Origin of the sequence: Actinophytocola sp., assembly GCF_035712165.1 — a bacterium.
GTDB lineage: Bacteria > Actinomycetota > Actinomycetes > Mycobacteriales > Pseudonocardiaceae > DASYTH01.
This window is the reverse complement of sequence record NZ_DASTBH010000531.1, coordinates 1-15025: the sequence shown is the minus strand read 5'-3', so window position 1 is coordinate 15025 and position 15025 is coordinate 1. Positions and strand designations below refer to the sequence as shown.

At 69.9% G+C, this 15025-nt stretch carries 13 protein-coding genes and 2 tRNA genes; 2 read left to right on the top strand and 13 right to left on the bottom strand.

All coding sequences use genetic code 11. The features are described 5' to 3' along the window. Nucleotides 1–457: 457 nt before the first annotated feature. Together denD and VFO68_RS29955 are read right to left on the bottom strand one after the other, a co-directional pair. A complete protein-coding gene (denD, locus tag VFO68_RS29960; protein ID WP_325161765.1) occupies nucleotides 458–1477 on the bottom strand; it encodes a D-erythronate dehydrogenase in 1020 nt (339 codons plus the stop codon). Continuing rightward, the gene (locus VFO68_RS29955; RefSeq protein ID WP_325161764.1) at nucleotides 1474–2430 is read right to left on the bottom strand and encodes a hypothetical protein; all 957 of its coding nucleotides are present in this window, start codon (nucleotides 2428–2430) and stop codon (nucleotides 1474–1476) included. The genes denD and VFO68_RS29955 overlap by 4 nt, the downstream gene beginning before the upstream one ends. A 431-nt stretch (nucleotides 2431–2861) precedes the next feature. Here VFO68_RS29955 and VFO68_RS29950 point away from each other — a divergent pair, with 431 nt between their 5' ends. Beyond that, nucleotides 2862–4022: an AI-2E family transporter gene (locus tag VFO68_RS29950; protein WP_325161763.1), complete on the top strand. Its 1161-nt coding sequence runs from the start codon at nucleotides 2862–2864 to the stop codon at nucleotides 4020–4022. Nucleotides 4023–4362: 340 nt separating this feature from the next. Here VFO68_RS29950 and VFO68_RS29945 read toward each other — a convergent pair whose 3' ends face one another. The 6 genes from VFO68_RS29945 to gltX all read right to left on the bottom strand — a co-directional run bounded on the left by VFO68_RS29945 (nucleotide 4363) and on the right by gltX (nucleotide 8435). Further along, the gene (locus VFO68_RS29945; RefSeq protein ID WP_325161762.1) at nucleotides 4363–4626 is read right to left on the bottom strand and encodes a hypothetical protein; all 264 of its coding nucleotides are present in this window, start codon (nucleotides 4624–4626) and stop codon (nucleotides 4363–4365) included. A gap of 304 nt (nucleotides 4627–4930) precedes the next feature. After that, entirely contained in the window at nucleotides 4931–5122 is a 192-nt protein-coding gene (locus tag VFO68_RS29940) for a hypothetical protein (RefSeq protein WP_325161761.1), read from the bottom strand. 616 nt (nucleotides 5123–5738) lie between these two features. Then, nucleotides 5739–5811: transfer RNA gene (locus VFO68_RS29935), tRNA-Glu, on the bottom strand. 33 nt (nucleotides 5812–5844) lie between these two features. Then, nucleotides 5845–5916: transfer RNA gene (locus tag VFO68_RS29930), tRNA-Gln, on the bottom strand. Nucleotides 5917–5953: 37 nt separating this feature from the next. Further along, complete coding sequence (locus VFO68_RS29925; protein ID WP_414635602.1) at nucleotides 5954–6739, bottom strand: HAD family hydrolase; 786 nt, start codon at nucleotides 6737–6739, stop codon at nucleotides 5954–5956. Between the two features lie 211 nt (nucleotides 6740–6950). Then, nucleotides 6951–8435, bottom strand: coding sequence for a glutamate--tRNA ligase (gene gltX / locus VFO68_RS29920; RefSeq protein WP_325161759.1), 1485 nt, complete (start codon nucleotides 8433–8435; stop codon nucleotides 6951–6953). A gap of 98 nt (nucleotides 8436–8533) precedes the next feature. Between gltX and VFO68_RS29915 the strand changes: the two genes are divergently transcribed. Further along, a complete protein-coding gene (locus VFO68_RS29915) occupies nucleotides 8534–9778 on the top strand; it encodes an FAD-dependent oxidoreductase (protein WP_325161758.1) in 1245 nt (414 codons plus the stop codon). 129 nt (nucleotides 9779–9907) lie between these two features. Here VFO68_RS29915 and VFO68_RS29910 read toward each other — a convergent pair whose 3' ends face one another. From VFO68_RS29910 to VFO68_RS29890, 5 genes are all read right to left on the bottom strand, one after another. Then, nucleotides 9908–10678: a fumarylacetoacetate hydrolase family protein gene (locus VFO68_RS29910; RefSeq protein ID WP_325161757.1), complete on the bottom strand. Its 771-nt coding sequence runs from the start codon at nucleotides 10676–10678 to the stop codon at nucleotides 9908–9910. 10 nt (nucleotides 10679–10688) lie between these two features. Next, a complete protein-coding gene (locus VFO68_RS29905; protein WP_325161756.1) occupies nucleotides 10689–11243 on the bottom strand; it encodes a lipoprotein in 555 nt (184 codons plus the stop codon). 7 nt (nucleotides 11244–11250) lie between these two features. After that, nucleotides 11251–12873, bottom strand: a complete 1623-nt coding sequence (gene cimA / locus VFO68_RS29900) for a citramalate synthase (protein ID WP_325161755.1) — start codon at nucleotides 12871–12873, stop codon at nucleotides 11251–11253. Nucleotides 12874–13207: 334 nt separating this feature from the next. Continuing rightward, a complete protein-coding gene (locus VFO68_RS29895; protein WP_325161766.1) occupies nucleotides 13208–14248 on the bottom strand; it encodes a 3-isopropylmalate dehydrogenase in 1041 nt (346 codons plus the stop codon). A 120-nt stretch (nucleotides 14249–14368) separates the two neighbouring features. Then, the coding region (locus VFO68_RS29890) for an ACT domain-containing protein (protein WP_325161754.1) at nucleotides 14369–15025 on the bottom strand (657 nt) is incomplete at its 5' end.

Below are 15025 nucleotides of genomic sequence, written 5' to 3'. Positions count from 1 at the left end.
TGGCGACCACAGCCCTTGATCAAGAGCCACGAAGAAGGTAACGGGGGTTTGCCGTTGTAGGGGGCGTTCTGCTCGCCGATCGCCGACCGGGTCGCCACCACGGCCCGCTGACGCCTGGCACCGCGACATCACCGGCAGCGCCAGCTGACCGGCGGCGGGAGGCGGCCTGAAGGTCGCGCCCCTCGTGCAAGCGGCTCGAGGTCGTCCGCACTCCGCTGACTGCAGCACAACAGCCGAGGTTCCCGCACCCAGCCACAAGTGGCCGGCCTCCTGCGGTGATGGAGGAGTCTCGTCCACCTCGCGGTCGTGCAACCCGACCAAGCGGTACGCGACTCCGACCTCCACATCCGCACAGGACAACAACTCGGGCATCAGCTAACCCAGACTTTCATGCGGGTCGACGCGACACGGGGCCGAAAGCGAGGCGAAGTGCCTGTCAGGCAAGGGAAACTGAGACTTACTGAGGTCCAGGTGGCGGCACAGCCGGGCTTCCGCGCGCTGCCGGGTTGTCGGCGAGGTAGGCGCGCACGACGTCGTCGAAGGACGAGTCGGGGGTCAGGCCCAGCCGTTGCGCGCGGGCGGCCCGAACCTCTGCGGGCCAGCTCCGCACGATGGCGCCGATGACGGGATCGTCGACCCAGTTGATCAGGTCGCTGGTACCGGCGCCGGCGATACGGTCGAGGGCGGCTGCCATCAGTTCGGGTGTGGTGGTGAGTGCGGGCAGGTTCATGGCCGTCCTGCTGCCCCACGTGTCGTCGTCGGCCTCGGCGGCAAGCACGATGCCGGCCAACGACCGGCGGGGTGAGGACAGCGCGACGGGGGTGTCCGGCGGTACCGGGCATGCCGCCCGTTGCCCGGCAAGGGGTTCCCGGATGATCCCGGACAGGAAGCCGGACACCGCCGCGTTGGGTGTGCCGGACCGCACGGACACCGTCGCCAGTCGCACGGCCCGGCCGCGGACGAAGCCCTTCCGCGTGTAGTCGGCGACCAGCTGCTCGCCGATGAACTTCTGGGTGCCGTAACTGGTTTGCGGCCGTGGCAGGGTGTCGTCGTCCACCGGACCGATCGGGCCGAGGGCGGGGTCGCTGCCGAACACCGCCAGCGAGCTGGAGAAGACCAGGACCGGAGGCACGCGGCGTCGTCGCGTGTACTCCAGTACCGCTCGGATGCCGTCCACGTTGGTGCGCATGCCGAGATCGAAGTCGGCCTCGGCGGCACCGCTGACCGCCCCGGCGAGGTGGAAGACCGCGTCCACGTCGCCCAGATCGCCGATCGTCGACACGAGCTCGCCGACAACGGGTCGGACCACATCGGTGCGGGCGAGGTCCGGCGGTGGGGCAACCAGGTCGAGAAGCACCAGTTCCCCGACCCGCTCGGCGCTTCCGCCACCCAGGGAGATCGACGACGCCAGCAGCCGGCGAGCCAGCAGGCAACCAAGGAAACCCGCACCTCCGGTGATGACGATTCGTGCGCTCACCTGACTCCCCATACCAGTTCGCTGACCGGTCCGATGAGCGTCGAGGGACGGTGCGGGCCGGTCAGGATGGAGCGGAGGGCGTCGGCGGTGAGTTGCCGGCGGGTGTGGCCGTCGTCGAAGCCGTGTCCGACGCAACCGCTGTAGCGGACCACGACCTCGGTGCCGCCGGCGATTCTGAGCACGACGAGTTCGTCGCCTGCGGCGTGTTCGGCGGCGCAGTTCTCCGGGGTGTCGGGACCGGTCCCCTCCGGCGCGGCGAGGATCGCGCGGGACACGGCGGCGGCCTCGGCGCCGGTGAGCCGGCTGGTGGACAGCACGGCCGGACCGTTGCCGGTGAGCGAGTAGCGGCAGATGGTGATCGATTCGACCGGTGCGAGGCCGGGCTTGCCAGGGTCGGGGCGGGCGTCGCGGTTAATCCTGGCCGGGTGGTCGGCCGGACACGCCGGATCCGTCGCCCCGGCGGCCGGGCGGGCCGAGCCGAGGATGCGGGCGCGGAGGTCCGGGTCGTCGCTGAACACGGTGAAGGTGGTGCCGGCGACGGTACGGGTCTGCGAAACCCAGCCGCCGTCATAGGTCTGAACCCGATCGGCGCTGACGGTGTTGCCGGTGAACCACAGGTACGGGACGCGCAGCTGCAGTGCCGGCACCGGCGGGCCCGAGCACTTCACCAACGGGACCATGCCAGGACGGCCGACGTGCGGCCGGCCCTTTTCCCGGTTCAGACAGGGCGGATAGTTGGAGGTGCCGTGCCCCCAGTCGGCCGGCACTTGCACCTCGACGCCGCCGTAGGCCTCCCAGCGCCAGCCGGCTGGCAGGTCCGTCACCGACCCGGCGGGCGGCGCCGCAGGAGGCGCGGCCCCCTGGGTCTCGCCGCGCCAGAACACGGCGACGAGCACACCCACCACCACGAGCACAAGGACGACAACCGACAACGCGACCCGGCGCCCGGTCATGAAACACCTCCGCCTGTAACACGGAAGGTAACCCACGACCGGTTGCATCGTCAGCGGGCGGTCCGGCGTTGATCATCGGTTGCGGACCAGGGCTGGGGGCTTTCTACTCGGACATGATCACGACCGCGGCCGGTCTGGTGCCTATGCTGTCGTCATCGTCATGCGGCGCCGCAGGTCGAACGGCGGCAGTCCTCGCCGCCGCCCTGGCCGGCCACGCCCGACCCTCACCAGGCCGCAGAACTCCACGCCAGTGCCGAGAAGAACCACGCCGAACGTCATACAGCTTCGCCTGCCGGCAGCCGACTGCAACGCCGGGACACCCTGGGAAGTGCTGTGCCTGCCGACTGCCGACCTAGTCCCTCGGATGGTCGGAGCGATTTCAACCTGCTCTCGGTGGTTTCCCCGGCCGATGTCGGGCTATGCCTGCTCCCATGGGTGAAGTTCGGCAGGACCGGGCCGTGGTCCGGATCATCGTGATCGCGATCGGCCTGCTGTTGGCCACGGCGGTGCTGGTCGCGCTGGTGCTCCGGGTGGAGCGCGTGCTGGTGTGGCTGCTCATCGCCGTCTTCTTCGCCACGGCGCTGCATCCCGCGGCGGACTGGATCCAGCGCCGCCTGCCGTGGTGTCCGCGATGGCTCGCGACCCTCGCGGTGTTCCTGGTGGTGGTGCTGGCACTCGGCGGCCTGCTGGCGGCGTTCGCGGTGCCACTGGCCAGGCAGGGGACCGCGCTGGCCGGCCCGCTTCCCCAACTGATCTCCGAGGCCCGCGCCGGCCGCGGGCCGGTCGGCGACCTGCTGCAGCGGACCCACGCGCTGGAGTACGTGCAGCAGAACCAGGAAAGCATCCGGTCCTTCGCCGCCGGACTCGGGGAACCGGCGCTGAACGTGCTGCGCGGGGTCGGCACCGGGATCATCGCGACGATCACCGTGCTCGTGCTGGCCTTCCTGCTCGTGCTCGAAGGTCCGAAGATCATCGACGGCACGTTGGGACTGTTCCCCCCGCACCGGGCGCAGCGCATCCGGCGGGTCGGCGCGGAGTGCGCCCGGACCGTGACCGGCTACCTCACCGGCAACCTGATCATCAGCGTGATCTGCGGAACGCTGACCTTCCTGGTGCTGAAGATCCTCGGCGTGCCCTTCGCCGGGCTCATCGCCCTGTTCGTCGCCATCGTCGATCTCATCCCCCTGATCGGCGCCACGCTCGGCGCCATCGTGGCGGGGGCGGCCGGGTTCATCCACTCGGTGACCGCCGGCATCGTGGTGGTCGTGTTCTTCGTGCTCTACCAGCAACTGGAGAACCATCTGCTGCAACCGGTGGTGTTCTCCCGGACCGTCAAGCTCGATCCGCTGACCGTGCTGGTCTCGATCCTGATAGCCGCCGAACTGGCCGGAATTCTCGGGGCGCTGCTCGCCATCCCGATCGCCAGCATCATCCGGATCATCCTTCGCGACCTGTGGCGCAACCGTGCGACCAGTGATCACCACCCACCCGAGACGCCGGAGAGCACCCCGCCGCAACGGACCGACGACGGGGATCGCGGCGCCGACCCCGGATCGGCCGGGACCGTGGTCACCGCCGCACACGACCGGTAACGGATCGGGCCGATCTTCGTAACCTGACCTGAGCGTGGGCTGGCGGTGTCCTGAGTGACGGCGCCGGCGCCGTTGGTTGTGGGATGCGTTCGGCTGGCCGGGAAGGGCCGGACGTGGAAACGCTCGTCTCGAGCGATCTCGTCCAACGCCCGCCGGACCCGGTAGGTCGATACTCCGAGGTGCTGGGCCAACGCTGGGCGGCCGGGCATGCGCTGTCCCGCACGGTGCGCCTCGCGCCGTATCCGTCGGATCAGCGCGACCAGCTCGGGCTGACTCATGGGGACCTGCGAGTGGTCACTCGTTCCGTGAGGTCGGGTGAGGGTGCTGGGTTCGGCGATCGTCATGCTGCCACCGCCACGGTGGTGACCGGCTCGGTTTGGCCGGGGATGTGGACCGCCATCTCATAGTCGGCGAGGTCCCCGCCGGCCCGGCGCACGGCGGCCCGCAGCAGGTTCTCCACGGTCTCGGTCGCCGGGACCGGATCCGCCGCACCCGGCTGATCCGGGTCGGGTGCGACCGAGCGTGGCGGATATGCGGGAGTGGCGCGATCGGAATCGAGGCAGGGCAACACGATGCTGCGGTGTCCATTGCGGACCTCGAGCACTCCACGGTCCTTGAGGGCGCAGATAGCCCGGTGCGCAAACGTATTCAGTGACGTTGTGGCAGCGCGCGAGGCCGTTGACGGTGACCTCGGCTCCGCCGGCCAGTGCGCCTGCGCACCAGTCCTGGTCGAGATTCGCGGCGAGCTGCTCATGGACCTTGCGGGTGGCGGCCGTGTCGGTGTGGGGTCGCTCGGGCATGCGGTTCATCAGCGCGATCGAGGCATGCTGATCGGCGGCGGCCGGCAACGGTGCGGATGTCGACTCCGGCGGTGATCAGTTCGGTGGCCGGGTAGTGCCGCAGGTTCTTCAGACAGGTGGCGATGCCCAGGCGGTGGCGCAGCCCTTGTAGCGGTTGGACATCGTGGACGGCTTACGTGGCGTGGTGCCGTCGGTGGTGGCGGCGAAGATGTAGTGCTGATCGGTGAGCGTGACCCTGGCCTGGGCCGCGGCTCGCGCCTGGCGCTGCCGGTGTTCGGTGAGCACGGCCACGGTCTCCACATCGAGCGCGATCCGTCGCCGACGGACTGGCCAAATCGCCGGGCGCACGACCAGCCCCCACCGGCAGCCAACCGCGACGCAGTCGTGGCGACCCCGTTCGGCATGCACGGCTTGCTCCGCGGTGGGCGGGTCCGGTGCCGGTGGCGAGGGAACCTGCGCCTGCCGGGTCGGGTTGGCATCGATCCACCTCCACCGGATCGCGCGCTCGTAGGCCGAGCTGATCAGAAAGGACGGTCCACTGCGCCAACTGTCGGCACGTGTGCGGCGGGCACCGGCCGGTGCAGCGGTGCGCGGTGGCCGTGTAGTGGCGTCACCGTCGGTCGGCCGTCGCAATGCTCGCGGCAGCGGCGCAGCTGGGCGTAGAAGGTCTCCAGCGCGTGCGCGTCGACCTGGCTAATCGTGAGCTGGCCGATCTTCTGCGGATGGACGCGTTTGCGCGCGTACTGAGATGTTCGTCGATTAGTTGGCCGAGTGTGGGTTGGTCCGGGGCCCGCTCGACCTGACCGATGAACTCCGCACAGACCTGCTCGGCCAGCCCCCCAAACATAGAACCGAGGCCGGGAAACCACCGTCAAGCTGGTGATTTCCCGGCCTCGGGATGCCCGGGTGACAACTGTAGCCCCGACGGGATTTGAACCCGCGCTACCGCCTTGAGAGGGCGGCGTCCTAGGCCGCTAGACGACGGGGCCTTAACCAGAGAGAATCATACCCGATTCACTCTGCTGGGGTACCAGGACTCGAACCTAGACTAACTGAACCAGAATCAGTCGTGCTGCCAATTACACCATACCCCACTGGCGCGCATGAGCAGCGGGTCCGCTTTACCGCGGATCACTGTTCGTGGCACCGTCCAGAGATGGTAGACCACGCCCCGCCGGCACCGGAAACCGGATCCGGACCACGCTGACCGGGTACCCCGGCGGGTCCGGTCGCGGCCGGGGTCAGGTACTCGCTGACGATGAGCGCCGGCAGGTCGGACAGGGTCTCGATCACGTGCACGCCGGTGTCTCCGGGGGGCTGGGGCCCGCGCCGGTGCAACCACACTCCGTGCAGGCCGGCGTCCTGGGCCCCGACCGCGTCAGTGTCCAGGCGGTCGCCGACGTGCAGGGTCTCGCAGGCGGACACACGGAGTTGCCGGCACGCGGTCTGAAAGATCACTGGATCGGGTTTCGCCACCCCCAGCTCGCCGGCGATCACGACCGTGTCGAAGAACCGCGCGATACCGAGACTGTGCAGTTTCGCGCGCTGCTGCGGACCGGACGCGTTGGTCACCGCGGCCACCTTGAGACCGGCCGCGCGCAACCAGTCCAGGCACGGCACCACGTCGTCGAAAAGCTGCCAGGCGCCGGTCATGTCCGCGTGCCGGCGGCATTCGAGCTTGAGCACCGACTCGTCGTCGAGCACGGTGCCCAGACCGGCCATGAAAGCCTTGGTGCGGGCCAGCCGCATGCTGTCGGAGTCCATTTCCCCGGCGACGACCTTCTTGACGTGCTCCTCGGTCATCCGCTGCCAGGTCGGCCACATGTCGTCCCGGCCGATCATCCTGGCCAGTGCCCTCCGCGCTGAGGTGGTGAAGTCGACCAGAGTGTCGTCGATGTCCAGGCAGACCGCGTGGATCGGGATGAGCTGGTGCGGGGCCTCCAGTCCGGTCGCCGGGTGGTCATCCAGTTGCTCGGGCACGAGCGCAGAAGTCACCCCGAGAGGCTAGGTCGCTCGGCGCCCTGTCCGATTCGGCTGTTCAGGGTATAGTCCTACTTCTGATTCGATCCAGATCCGGGCGTCCACAACGGACCCAAAAAGAGCTACATCGCCGCGTGCCCACCGAGCGTTACGGCCGGGCCCGACCCAGCCGGGCCAGTGACCGCTCGCGGCCGAGCAGTTCCATCGACTCGTAGAGCGGCGGCGAGACGGTGCGCCCGGTGACCGCCACCCGGACCGGGGCGTAGGCCTTGCGCGGCTTGAGCCCGAGGCCGTCCACCAGCGCCGACTTGAGCGCCTGCTCGATCCCGGCGGCCGACCAGTCCGACAGCCCGGAGAGGGCCTCGACGCTCGCGTCGATGACCGGCCCGGCGTCCGCGCCGAGCGCCTTGGCCGCCGATTCCGGCTCGGGTGCGAAATCGTCGTCGGAAACGAACAGGAATGCCACCATCCCGGGCGCCTCGGAAAGCACGACCAGGCGCTCCTGAATCAGCGGAGCAATGGCGCGAAGAATGGTCAGCTGATCGGTCGACGGCTTTTCCGGAAGCGTGCCGGCGGAAACGAGGTACGGGATCACCCGGTCGACGAACTCCTCGGCCGGCAGCGCCCGGAGGTGCTCGGCGTTGATCGCCTCCGCCTTCTTCATGTCGAACCGCGCGGGGTTGCTACTGACCTTGGCGATGTCGAAGGCGGCGATCATCTCCGCCATGCTGAACACGTCGCGGTCCTCGGCGATGGCCCAGCCGAGCAGCGCCAGGTAGTTGAGCAGCCCCTCGGGCAGGAAGCCGCGCTCCCGGTAGCGGAACAGATCCGACTCGGGCTCCCGCTTGGACAGCTTCTTGTTGCCTTCGCCGCGCACCAGCGGCAGGTGGCCGAACTCGGGGACGAGGCTGGTCACGCCGATCCGGCGCAGCGCCTGGTAGAGCGCGATCTGCCGGGGCGTGGACGGCAGCAGGTCCTCCCCGCGCAGCACGTGCGTGATCCGCATCAGCGCGTCGTCCACCGGGTTGGTCAGCGTGTAGAGCGGGGCGCCGTTGGCCCGCACCAGCACCGGATCGGGCACCGAGCCGACCTTGAACGTGATCTCGCCGCGGATCAGGTCGGTGAAGGTGATGTCCTCGTCCGGCATGCGCAGCCGCAGCACCGCCTCGCGGCCCTGCTCTCGCAAGGTCGCCTTCTGCTCCACGGTCAGGTCGCGGTCGGCGTTGTCGTAGCCGAGCTTGGGGTCCTGGCCGGCCGCGCGCCGCCGGGCGTCGACCTCCTCGGGCGTGGAGAACGACTCGTACAACTCCCCCGCCGCGAGCAGCCGGGTGGCGATGTCGGTGTAGATCGCGCCGCGCCGGCTCTGCCGGTACGGCTCGTCCGGCCCGCCCACCTCGGGACCCTCGTCCCAGTCGATGTTCAGCCAGCGCAGCGCGTCCAGCAGCGCCTGATAGCTCTCCTCGCTGTCCCGGGCGGCGTCGGTGTCCTCGATCCGGAACACCAGGGTGCCGCCGTTGTGCCGGGCGAAGGCCCAGTTGTAGAGGACCGTGCGGATCAGGCCGACGTGCGGCGTTCCGGTCGGCGACGGGCAGAACCGGGTGCGGACACCGGTGGGTGCGGGTGCGGTAACCATGGTCCATTCAGCGTATCCACGTGATGTGCCCTTGACGCATCCGGTGGGGGGGTGCATCCTCATGGTATTCAACTACTGTTGAAATTTGGGGAGAGATCATGACCGGCAACGAACGAACCACCTGCCTGGTCGTCGGTGGCGGCCCGGCCGGGATGGTGCTCGGCCTGCTGCTCGCCCGGGCCGGTGTCGAGGTCACCGTGCTGGAGAAGCACGGCGACTTCCTGCGCGACTTCCGCGGCGACACCGTGCACGCCTCGACCGTGCGGCTGCTCGACGAGCTGGGCCTGGGACCGCAGTTCCGCAGGCTGCCGCAGAGCCGACTGGAGTCGATCGGCGTGCCGACGCCGGACGGCGGCTTCGCCACGGTCGGCGAGATCAACCGGCTGCGCCCGCCGTACAACTACGTCGCGATGGTCCCGCAGTGGGACTTCCTGGACCTGCTCGCCGACGCGGCAAAGCAGGAGCCGACGTTCACGCTGCGGATGAACACCGAGGTCACCGGCCTGATCAGGGACAACGGCCGGGTCACCGGCGTGCGGTACCGCACCAGCGACGGCACGACCGGCACCCTCCACGCCGAGCTGACCGTGGCCTGCGACGGCCGCCACTCGGTGATCCGCGAACAGGCCGGGCTGCGGCCCAAGGAGTTCCCGGTGCCGTTCGACGTCTGGTGGTTCCGGATGCCGCGCTACGAGCAGGGCGGCGAGGTCAGCGGGCTGTCGCCGCGGATCAACGGCGAGGACTTCGGGCTGCTGATCAACCGAGGGGACTACTTCCAGATGGCCTACTTCCTCAAGAAGGGCGACGACGCCCGGCTGCGGGCCGAGGGGCTGGACCGGTTCCGCCGGCGGATCGTCAACATCGCGCCGGAGCTTGCCGACCGGGTCGACACGCTCACCGACCTGAACGACGTGAAGCTGCTCGACGTCCGGCTCAACCGGCTGCACCGCTGGCACACCGAGGGCCTGCTGCTGATCGGCGACGCGGCGCACGCCATGTCGCCGGTGGGCGGGGTCGGCATCAACCTCGCCGTGCAGGACGCGGTGGCCACCGCGACGCTGCTGGCCGAACCCCTGCGGCAACACCGGGTGCGGCCGGCCGACCTGGCGAAGGTCCGGCGCCGGCGATGGATCCCCATGGTGCTCACCCAAGGCTTGCAGCGAGTCCTGCAGCGACTGGTCATCCGGCCGGTGCTGACCGGCGAGCGGACCACCTTCCCAGCGGCGCCAGTGGTCCTGACCCGATACCTGCCGTTCCTGCGGGCCATCCCGGCCTACATCGTGGCGATCGGCCCCCGCCCCGAGCACGCCCCCACCTTCGCCCGCCGCCCCAACCACCCCTGAAAGTCCGTCCCCAACCACCCAACAGCTACCTCAGGGGACCGTGACGCCGCCCAGCCACCATCAACCCGCCACCCGCACCGCTCCGCAGAACGCAACAACCGCACAAAAATTCCGGAGAGGCGGGACAGCTCAGCGGGGGGCTACGGGGTTGGTCAGGGTGCCGATGCCCTCGATCGTGACCGAGACCGACTGCCCGGCCGACATCGGGCCGACGCCGGCGGGCGTGCCGGTGAGGATCACGTCGCCGGGCAGCAGGGTCATCACCCCGGTGATCCATTCGATCAGCTTCGGCACGTCGTGCAGCAACAGCGAGGTGCGCGCGTCCTGCTTGACCTCGCCGTCCAACTCGGTGCGCAGCGCCAGGTCGTCCGGCCGCACCGTGGTCTCGATCCACGGGCCCAGCGGGCAGAACGTGTCGTAACCCTTGGCCCGGGCCCACTGGCCGTCGCTCTGCTGCTGGTCGCGCGCCGTGACGTCGTTGCCGATGGTGTAGCCGAGCACCACGTCGGCGGCCCGCGCCGCGGGCACGTCCCGGCACGGCATGCCGATCACGACCGCCAGCTCGCCCTCATAGTCCACTCGGGACGAACTGGGCGGCAGCTTGATCGGCACGGCCGGGCCGATCACCGCGGTGGACGGCTTGAGGAAGATCACCGGATCGGCCGGCGCCTCGCCGCCCATCTCGCGGGCGTGGTCGGCGTAGTTCTTGCCGACGCCGACCAGCTTGGACGGCAGGATCGGGGCCAGCAGCCGGATGTCGGCCAGCGGCCAGCGCCGGCCGGTGAACGTCGGCGTGCCGAACGGGTGCTCGGCGATCTCGGCGGCGGCCAGGTCGTCCCCCTCGCCCTCGACGGCGACGAAGGCCACACCCTCCGGGTGAGCGATACGGGCGATACGCACGACCGTCAGCCTAGGTGATGGTCTTCTTCGCCAGCAGATAGGCGGGCAGTAGCGCCTGGTACTCCTCGTCGTCGATGCCGCCCACGACGACCACCACCACGCCGCCCGGCGCCGGGGCCGCGAAGGCACGCTTGCGGCCGGACTCGCCGTCCTTCCAGATCACCTCGGCGCCCGAACCGGAGCCGACCTCGGTGTCCCGGTAGCTGACCTCGCTGGTGTCCTTCTGGTCGGCGACGTAGGCCTCCAGCGCGGCCCGGGGCTGCGCCGCGCCGGTCCACACCCGGATGAACCCGATCGGACCGGCCGGTTTCGCGTCGATCTCGCAGACCAGGTCCAGGTCACCCTGCCGGAACGTGCCCGCCTCCACCGACTTCGGCAGCCACTTGTCGGCGACGTCCATGGTCACCGGCAGCGGGCACGGATCGCCTGCGCCGATCTTCGTGGCCGCGGCGGCCGGCTGCATCCCGTCCGACCACGGACCGGCGCCCGCGTCCGGCTCGTCCTCGCCGCACCCGGCGAGCGTCAGCATCAGCACGATTGCCGCCAGCCCCACAGTCGCACGCATGGCGGCACTATAGGGACAGCGGCTGGTGCGACCGCACCCGCATGGCCTTGTGCGCCAGGGCATCGCACAGCGCGAGCCAACTCGCCTCGACGATGTTGCCGTGCACGCCGACGGTGGTCCACTCGCTTTCGTGGTCGGTCGACTCGACCAGAACCCGGGTGACCGCGTCGGTTCCGGGGTGATCGGTGAGGATGCGCACCTTGTAGTCGGCCAGCGCGACCTCGCGCAGCCACGGCAGATGCGGCAGCAGCGCCTGCCGCAGCGCTGCGTCCAGCGCGTGCACCGGTCCGTTGCCCTCCGCGGTGGCGATCACCCGTTCCCCGGCCACCAGCACCTTCACCGTCGCCTCGGACACCACCTCGCCGTCCAGCCGGTGGTCCAGGATGACCCGGTAGGACTCCAGCACGAACGGCGGAGTGTCCACTTCGGACATCTCGGTACGCAGCAACAGTTCGAGCGAGGCGTCCGCCGCCTCGAACGACCAGCCGCGCGCCTCCAGCTCCTTCACCCGGCGCACCGCCGCGTTCAGCACCGCGGGCTGGCCGGCCAGGTCGAGTCCCAGCTCCCGACCCTTGAGCTCGAGGCTCGCCCGGCCGGCCATCTCGGTCACCAGGACCCGCATGTCGTTGCCCACCACGGTCGGGTCGATGTGGTTGTACAGCAACGGATCCACCTTGATCGCGCTCGCGTGCAGCCCCGCCTTGTGGGCGAAGGCCGACGACCCGACATAGGCCTGGTGGGTGTCGGGCGCGATGTTCGCGATCTCGGCCAGGGCATGCGAAACCCTGGCCAGTTCCGGCACGCGTTCGGTGGGTAGCACCGGCATGCCGAGTTTGGTCACCAGATTGCCCACCACGGCGAACAGGTCGGCGTTGCCGGCCCGTTCGCCGTAGCCGTTGGCGGTGCACTGCACGTGGGTGGCGCCGGCCTGCACCGCCGCCACGCTGTTGGCCACCGCGCTGGCCGTGTCGTCCTGGCAGTGGATGCCGACCCGGAAACCGGTCCGGGCGACCACCTCGCGGACCGTCTCGGCCAGCCCCAGCGGCAGTTGCCCGCCGTTGGTGTCACACAACACGGCGACGTCCGCCCCGGCGGTGACCGCGGCGTCGAGGATCCGCAGCGCGCAGTCCGGGTCGTGGGCGTAGCCGTCGAAGAAGTGCTCGGCGTCCAGGAACACCCGCCGGCCCTCCCCGACCAGGAACGCCACCGTGTCCGCCACCATCGCGCACGCCTCGGTGACGTCGGTGCGCAGCGCCCGCTCGATGTGCCGGCGGTCGGACTTGGCGACCAGCGTGACCACCGGCGCCCGCGACTCCAGCAGCGCGCGCACCTGCAGGTCCTCGGCCGCCGCGGTTCCCGCACGCCTGGTCGAGCCGAACGCCACCAACGCGGCGTGGCGCAGGCTCAGTTCGCCGGCCGCCGCCCGCGCGAAGAACTCGGTGTCCTTGGGCAGCGCGCCCGGCCAGCCACCCTCGATGAACCCGACGCCCAACTCGTCCAGCAGCCGGGCCACGGCCAGCTTGTCGGCCACCGAGTACGAGATGCCCTCACGCTGGGCCCCGTCGCGCAGCGTCGTGTCGTAGACGTGGAAGTCGTCGCCGAGCGGCGTGCCGGCGGGGGCGGTTCTCACGGGACTCGTCTCCTCATGTGGCTGGAAAACAAAAAGACCCCCCGCTGGGAATGCAGGAGGTCAGCGCGCTGGAGGTGAATCGCTATCCAGCGCGCTCGTCGATAATGATCACAACAGAGTTGACCACGGACGCATCGTGCCACAGCCGCCGAGCGGGTACCACCTCGCGGTCGAATCCTCCCACCCCTTGAGACCCGGCGAGGTGTGGGAAGTCCGTGCCCGGCCAACAGCGACCTCAGGGGACCGTGACGGCACCCAGCCATGATCCACCCGACATCGCACCCGTTCGCCGGAACGCAACAACCGAACAAGAATTCCGGAGAGGCGGGACAGCTCAGGCGTCGGTGCGGGTGTTGGAGGAGACCAGGGCGGCCAGGCGGTCGCCGATGGCGTAGGTGTTGCCGGGGGACGGGTGGTCCCGGGTGGCGAGGTCGAAGGCGACGGAGGCCTCGATGCGGCGCGCGGGTTCGGCCTCGCCGAGGTGGTCGAGCAGGAGCGCCACCGACAGGACGGCGGCCGTGGGGTCGGCGATGCCCTGGCCGGCGATGTCGGGGGCGCTGCCGTGGACCGGTTCGAACATGCTCGGGTTGCGGCGGGTGATGTCCAGGTTTCCGCTGGCGGCCAGGCCGATGCCGCCGGTCACCGCCGCGGCGAGGTCGGTGAGGATGTCGCCGAACAGGTTGTCGGTGACGATCACGTCGAACCGGCCGGGATCGGTCACCATGTGGATCGTGGTGGCGTCCACGTGCTGGTAGGCCACCGTGACGTCGGGGTGCTGCAGGGAGACCTCCTCCACCACCCGGGACCACAGCGAGCCGGCGTGCGTCAACACGTTGGTCTTGTGCACCAGGGTGAGGTGCTTGCGCGGCCGGGCGGCGGCCCGGGCGAACGCGTCGCGAACCACCCGCTCGACGCCGTAGGAGGTGTTCACCGACACCTCGGTGGCGATCTCGTGTGGAGTGTCCTTTCGCAACAGTCCGCCGTTGCCGGCGTAGAGGCCCTCGGTGCCCTCCCGGACCACGATCATGTCGATCTCGCCGGGGTCGCTGAGCGGGCTCTGCACCCCGGGGTAGAGCCGCGCCGGCCGCAGGTTGACGTGGTGATCCAACTCGAACCGCAGCCGCAGCAGCAGCCCGCGTTCGAGAATGCCGCTGGGCACGGACGGATCGCCGACCGCGCCGAGCAGGATCGCGTCATGCTGGCGAAGCTCGCCGAGCACCGATTCCGGCAGCAGTTCACCGGTCGCGTGCCAGCGTGCCGCCCCGAGGTCGTAGCGCGTGATCTCGGCGGTCGGCGCCACCTCGCCCAGGACCTTGAGGGCCTCAGCGGTCACTTCAGGCCCGATCCCGTCTCCGGGGATGACCGCGAGCCGCATGTACACCTCCATGGGTGTTCCCTTGAACAGACCAGGGAAGGCTACCCGGACCACGCCCGGGCGATCATTGAGGCCACCCGACTAGGTGATGTCGCGCGTGTCGCGGTGTGCGTGCCGGACTCAGTTGAAGTCGACGGACCGGACCAGCCGGGCACCGACGGCAGCGCCGATCGAGGACAGCACGGCGGGATCCACCTGCCGGTCCACCCGCAGCAGCATGATCGCCTCGGTCTTGTCCGTGGTCTGGGACAGCTGAGCCGCCTCGATGTTGACGCCCACCTCGCCGAGCAGCGTGCCGACCCGGCCCATCACACCCGGCCGGTCCTGGTACTCCAGCAGCAGCACGTAACCCTCGGCGCGCAGATCGAAGTGCCGGCCGTTCACCTCGACCAGCTTCTGCACCTGCTGCAGCCCGGTGAGCGTGCCGCCGACGGTCAGCGTGCCGCCGTCCGGGTAGACCGCGCGCAGCCGCACCACGCTGCGGTAGGCGGCACTCTCCGGCTCGGTGGTCAGCTCGACCGCGACGCCCAGTTCCGCGGCCAGGCGCGGGGCGTTGACGAAGGTGACCTGATCCTCGACGATCCCCGAGAACACGCCGCGCATCGCGGCCAGCGGCAGCACCGAAAGGTCCTCAGTGGACAGTTCACCGCGCACGTCGACGGCGATCGAGTCGGGAGCCTTGCTGGACAACGCCGCGAGCACCTTGCCCAGCTTCTGGGTCAGCGGCAGGTACGGCCGCACCTCCTCGCCGACCACGCCGCCGCCGGACACGTTCAC

Coding starts and splice junctions, on each gene's coding strand:
- VFO68_RS29955 (WP_325161764.1), bottom strand. CDS start 2,430: ATGACCGGGCGCCGGGTCGCGTTGTCGGTTGTCGTCCTTGTGCTCGTG.
- VFO68_RS29950 (WP_325161763.1), top strand. CDS start 2,862: ATGGGTGAAGTTCGGCAGGACCGGGCCGTGGTCCGGATCATCGTGATC.
- gltX (WP_325161759.1), bottom strand. CDS start 8,435: ATGGTTACCGCACCCGCACCCACCGGTGTCCGCACCCGGTTCTGCCCG.
- VFO68_RS29915 (WP_325161758.1), top strand. CDS start 8,534: ATGACCGGCAACGAACGAACCACCTGCCTGGTCGTCGGTGGCGGCCCG.
- VFO68_RS29905 (WP_325161756.1), bottom strand. CDS start 11,243: ATGCGTGCGACTGTGGGGCTGGCGGCAATCGTGCTGATGCTGACGCTC.
- VFO68_RS29895 (WP_325161766.1), bottom strand. CDS start 14,248: ATGCGGCTCGCGGTCATCCCCGGAGACGGGATCGGGCCTGAAGTGACC.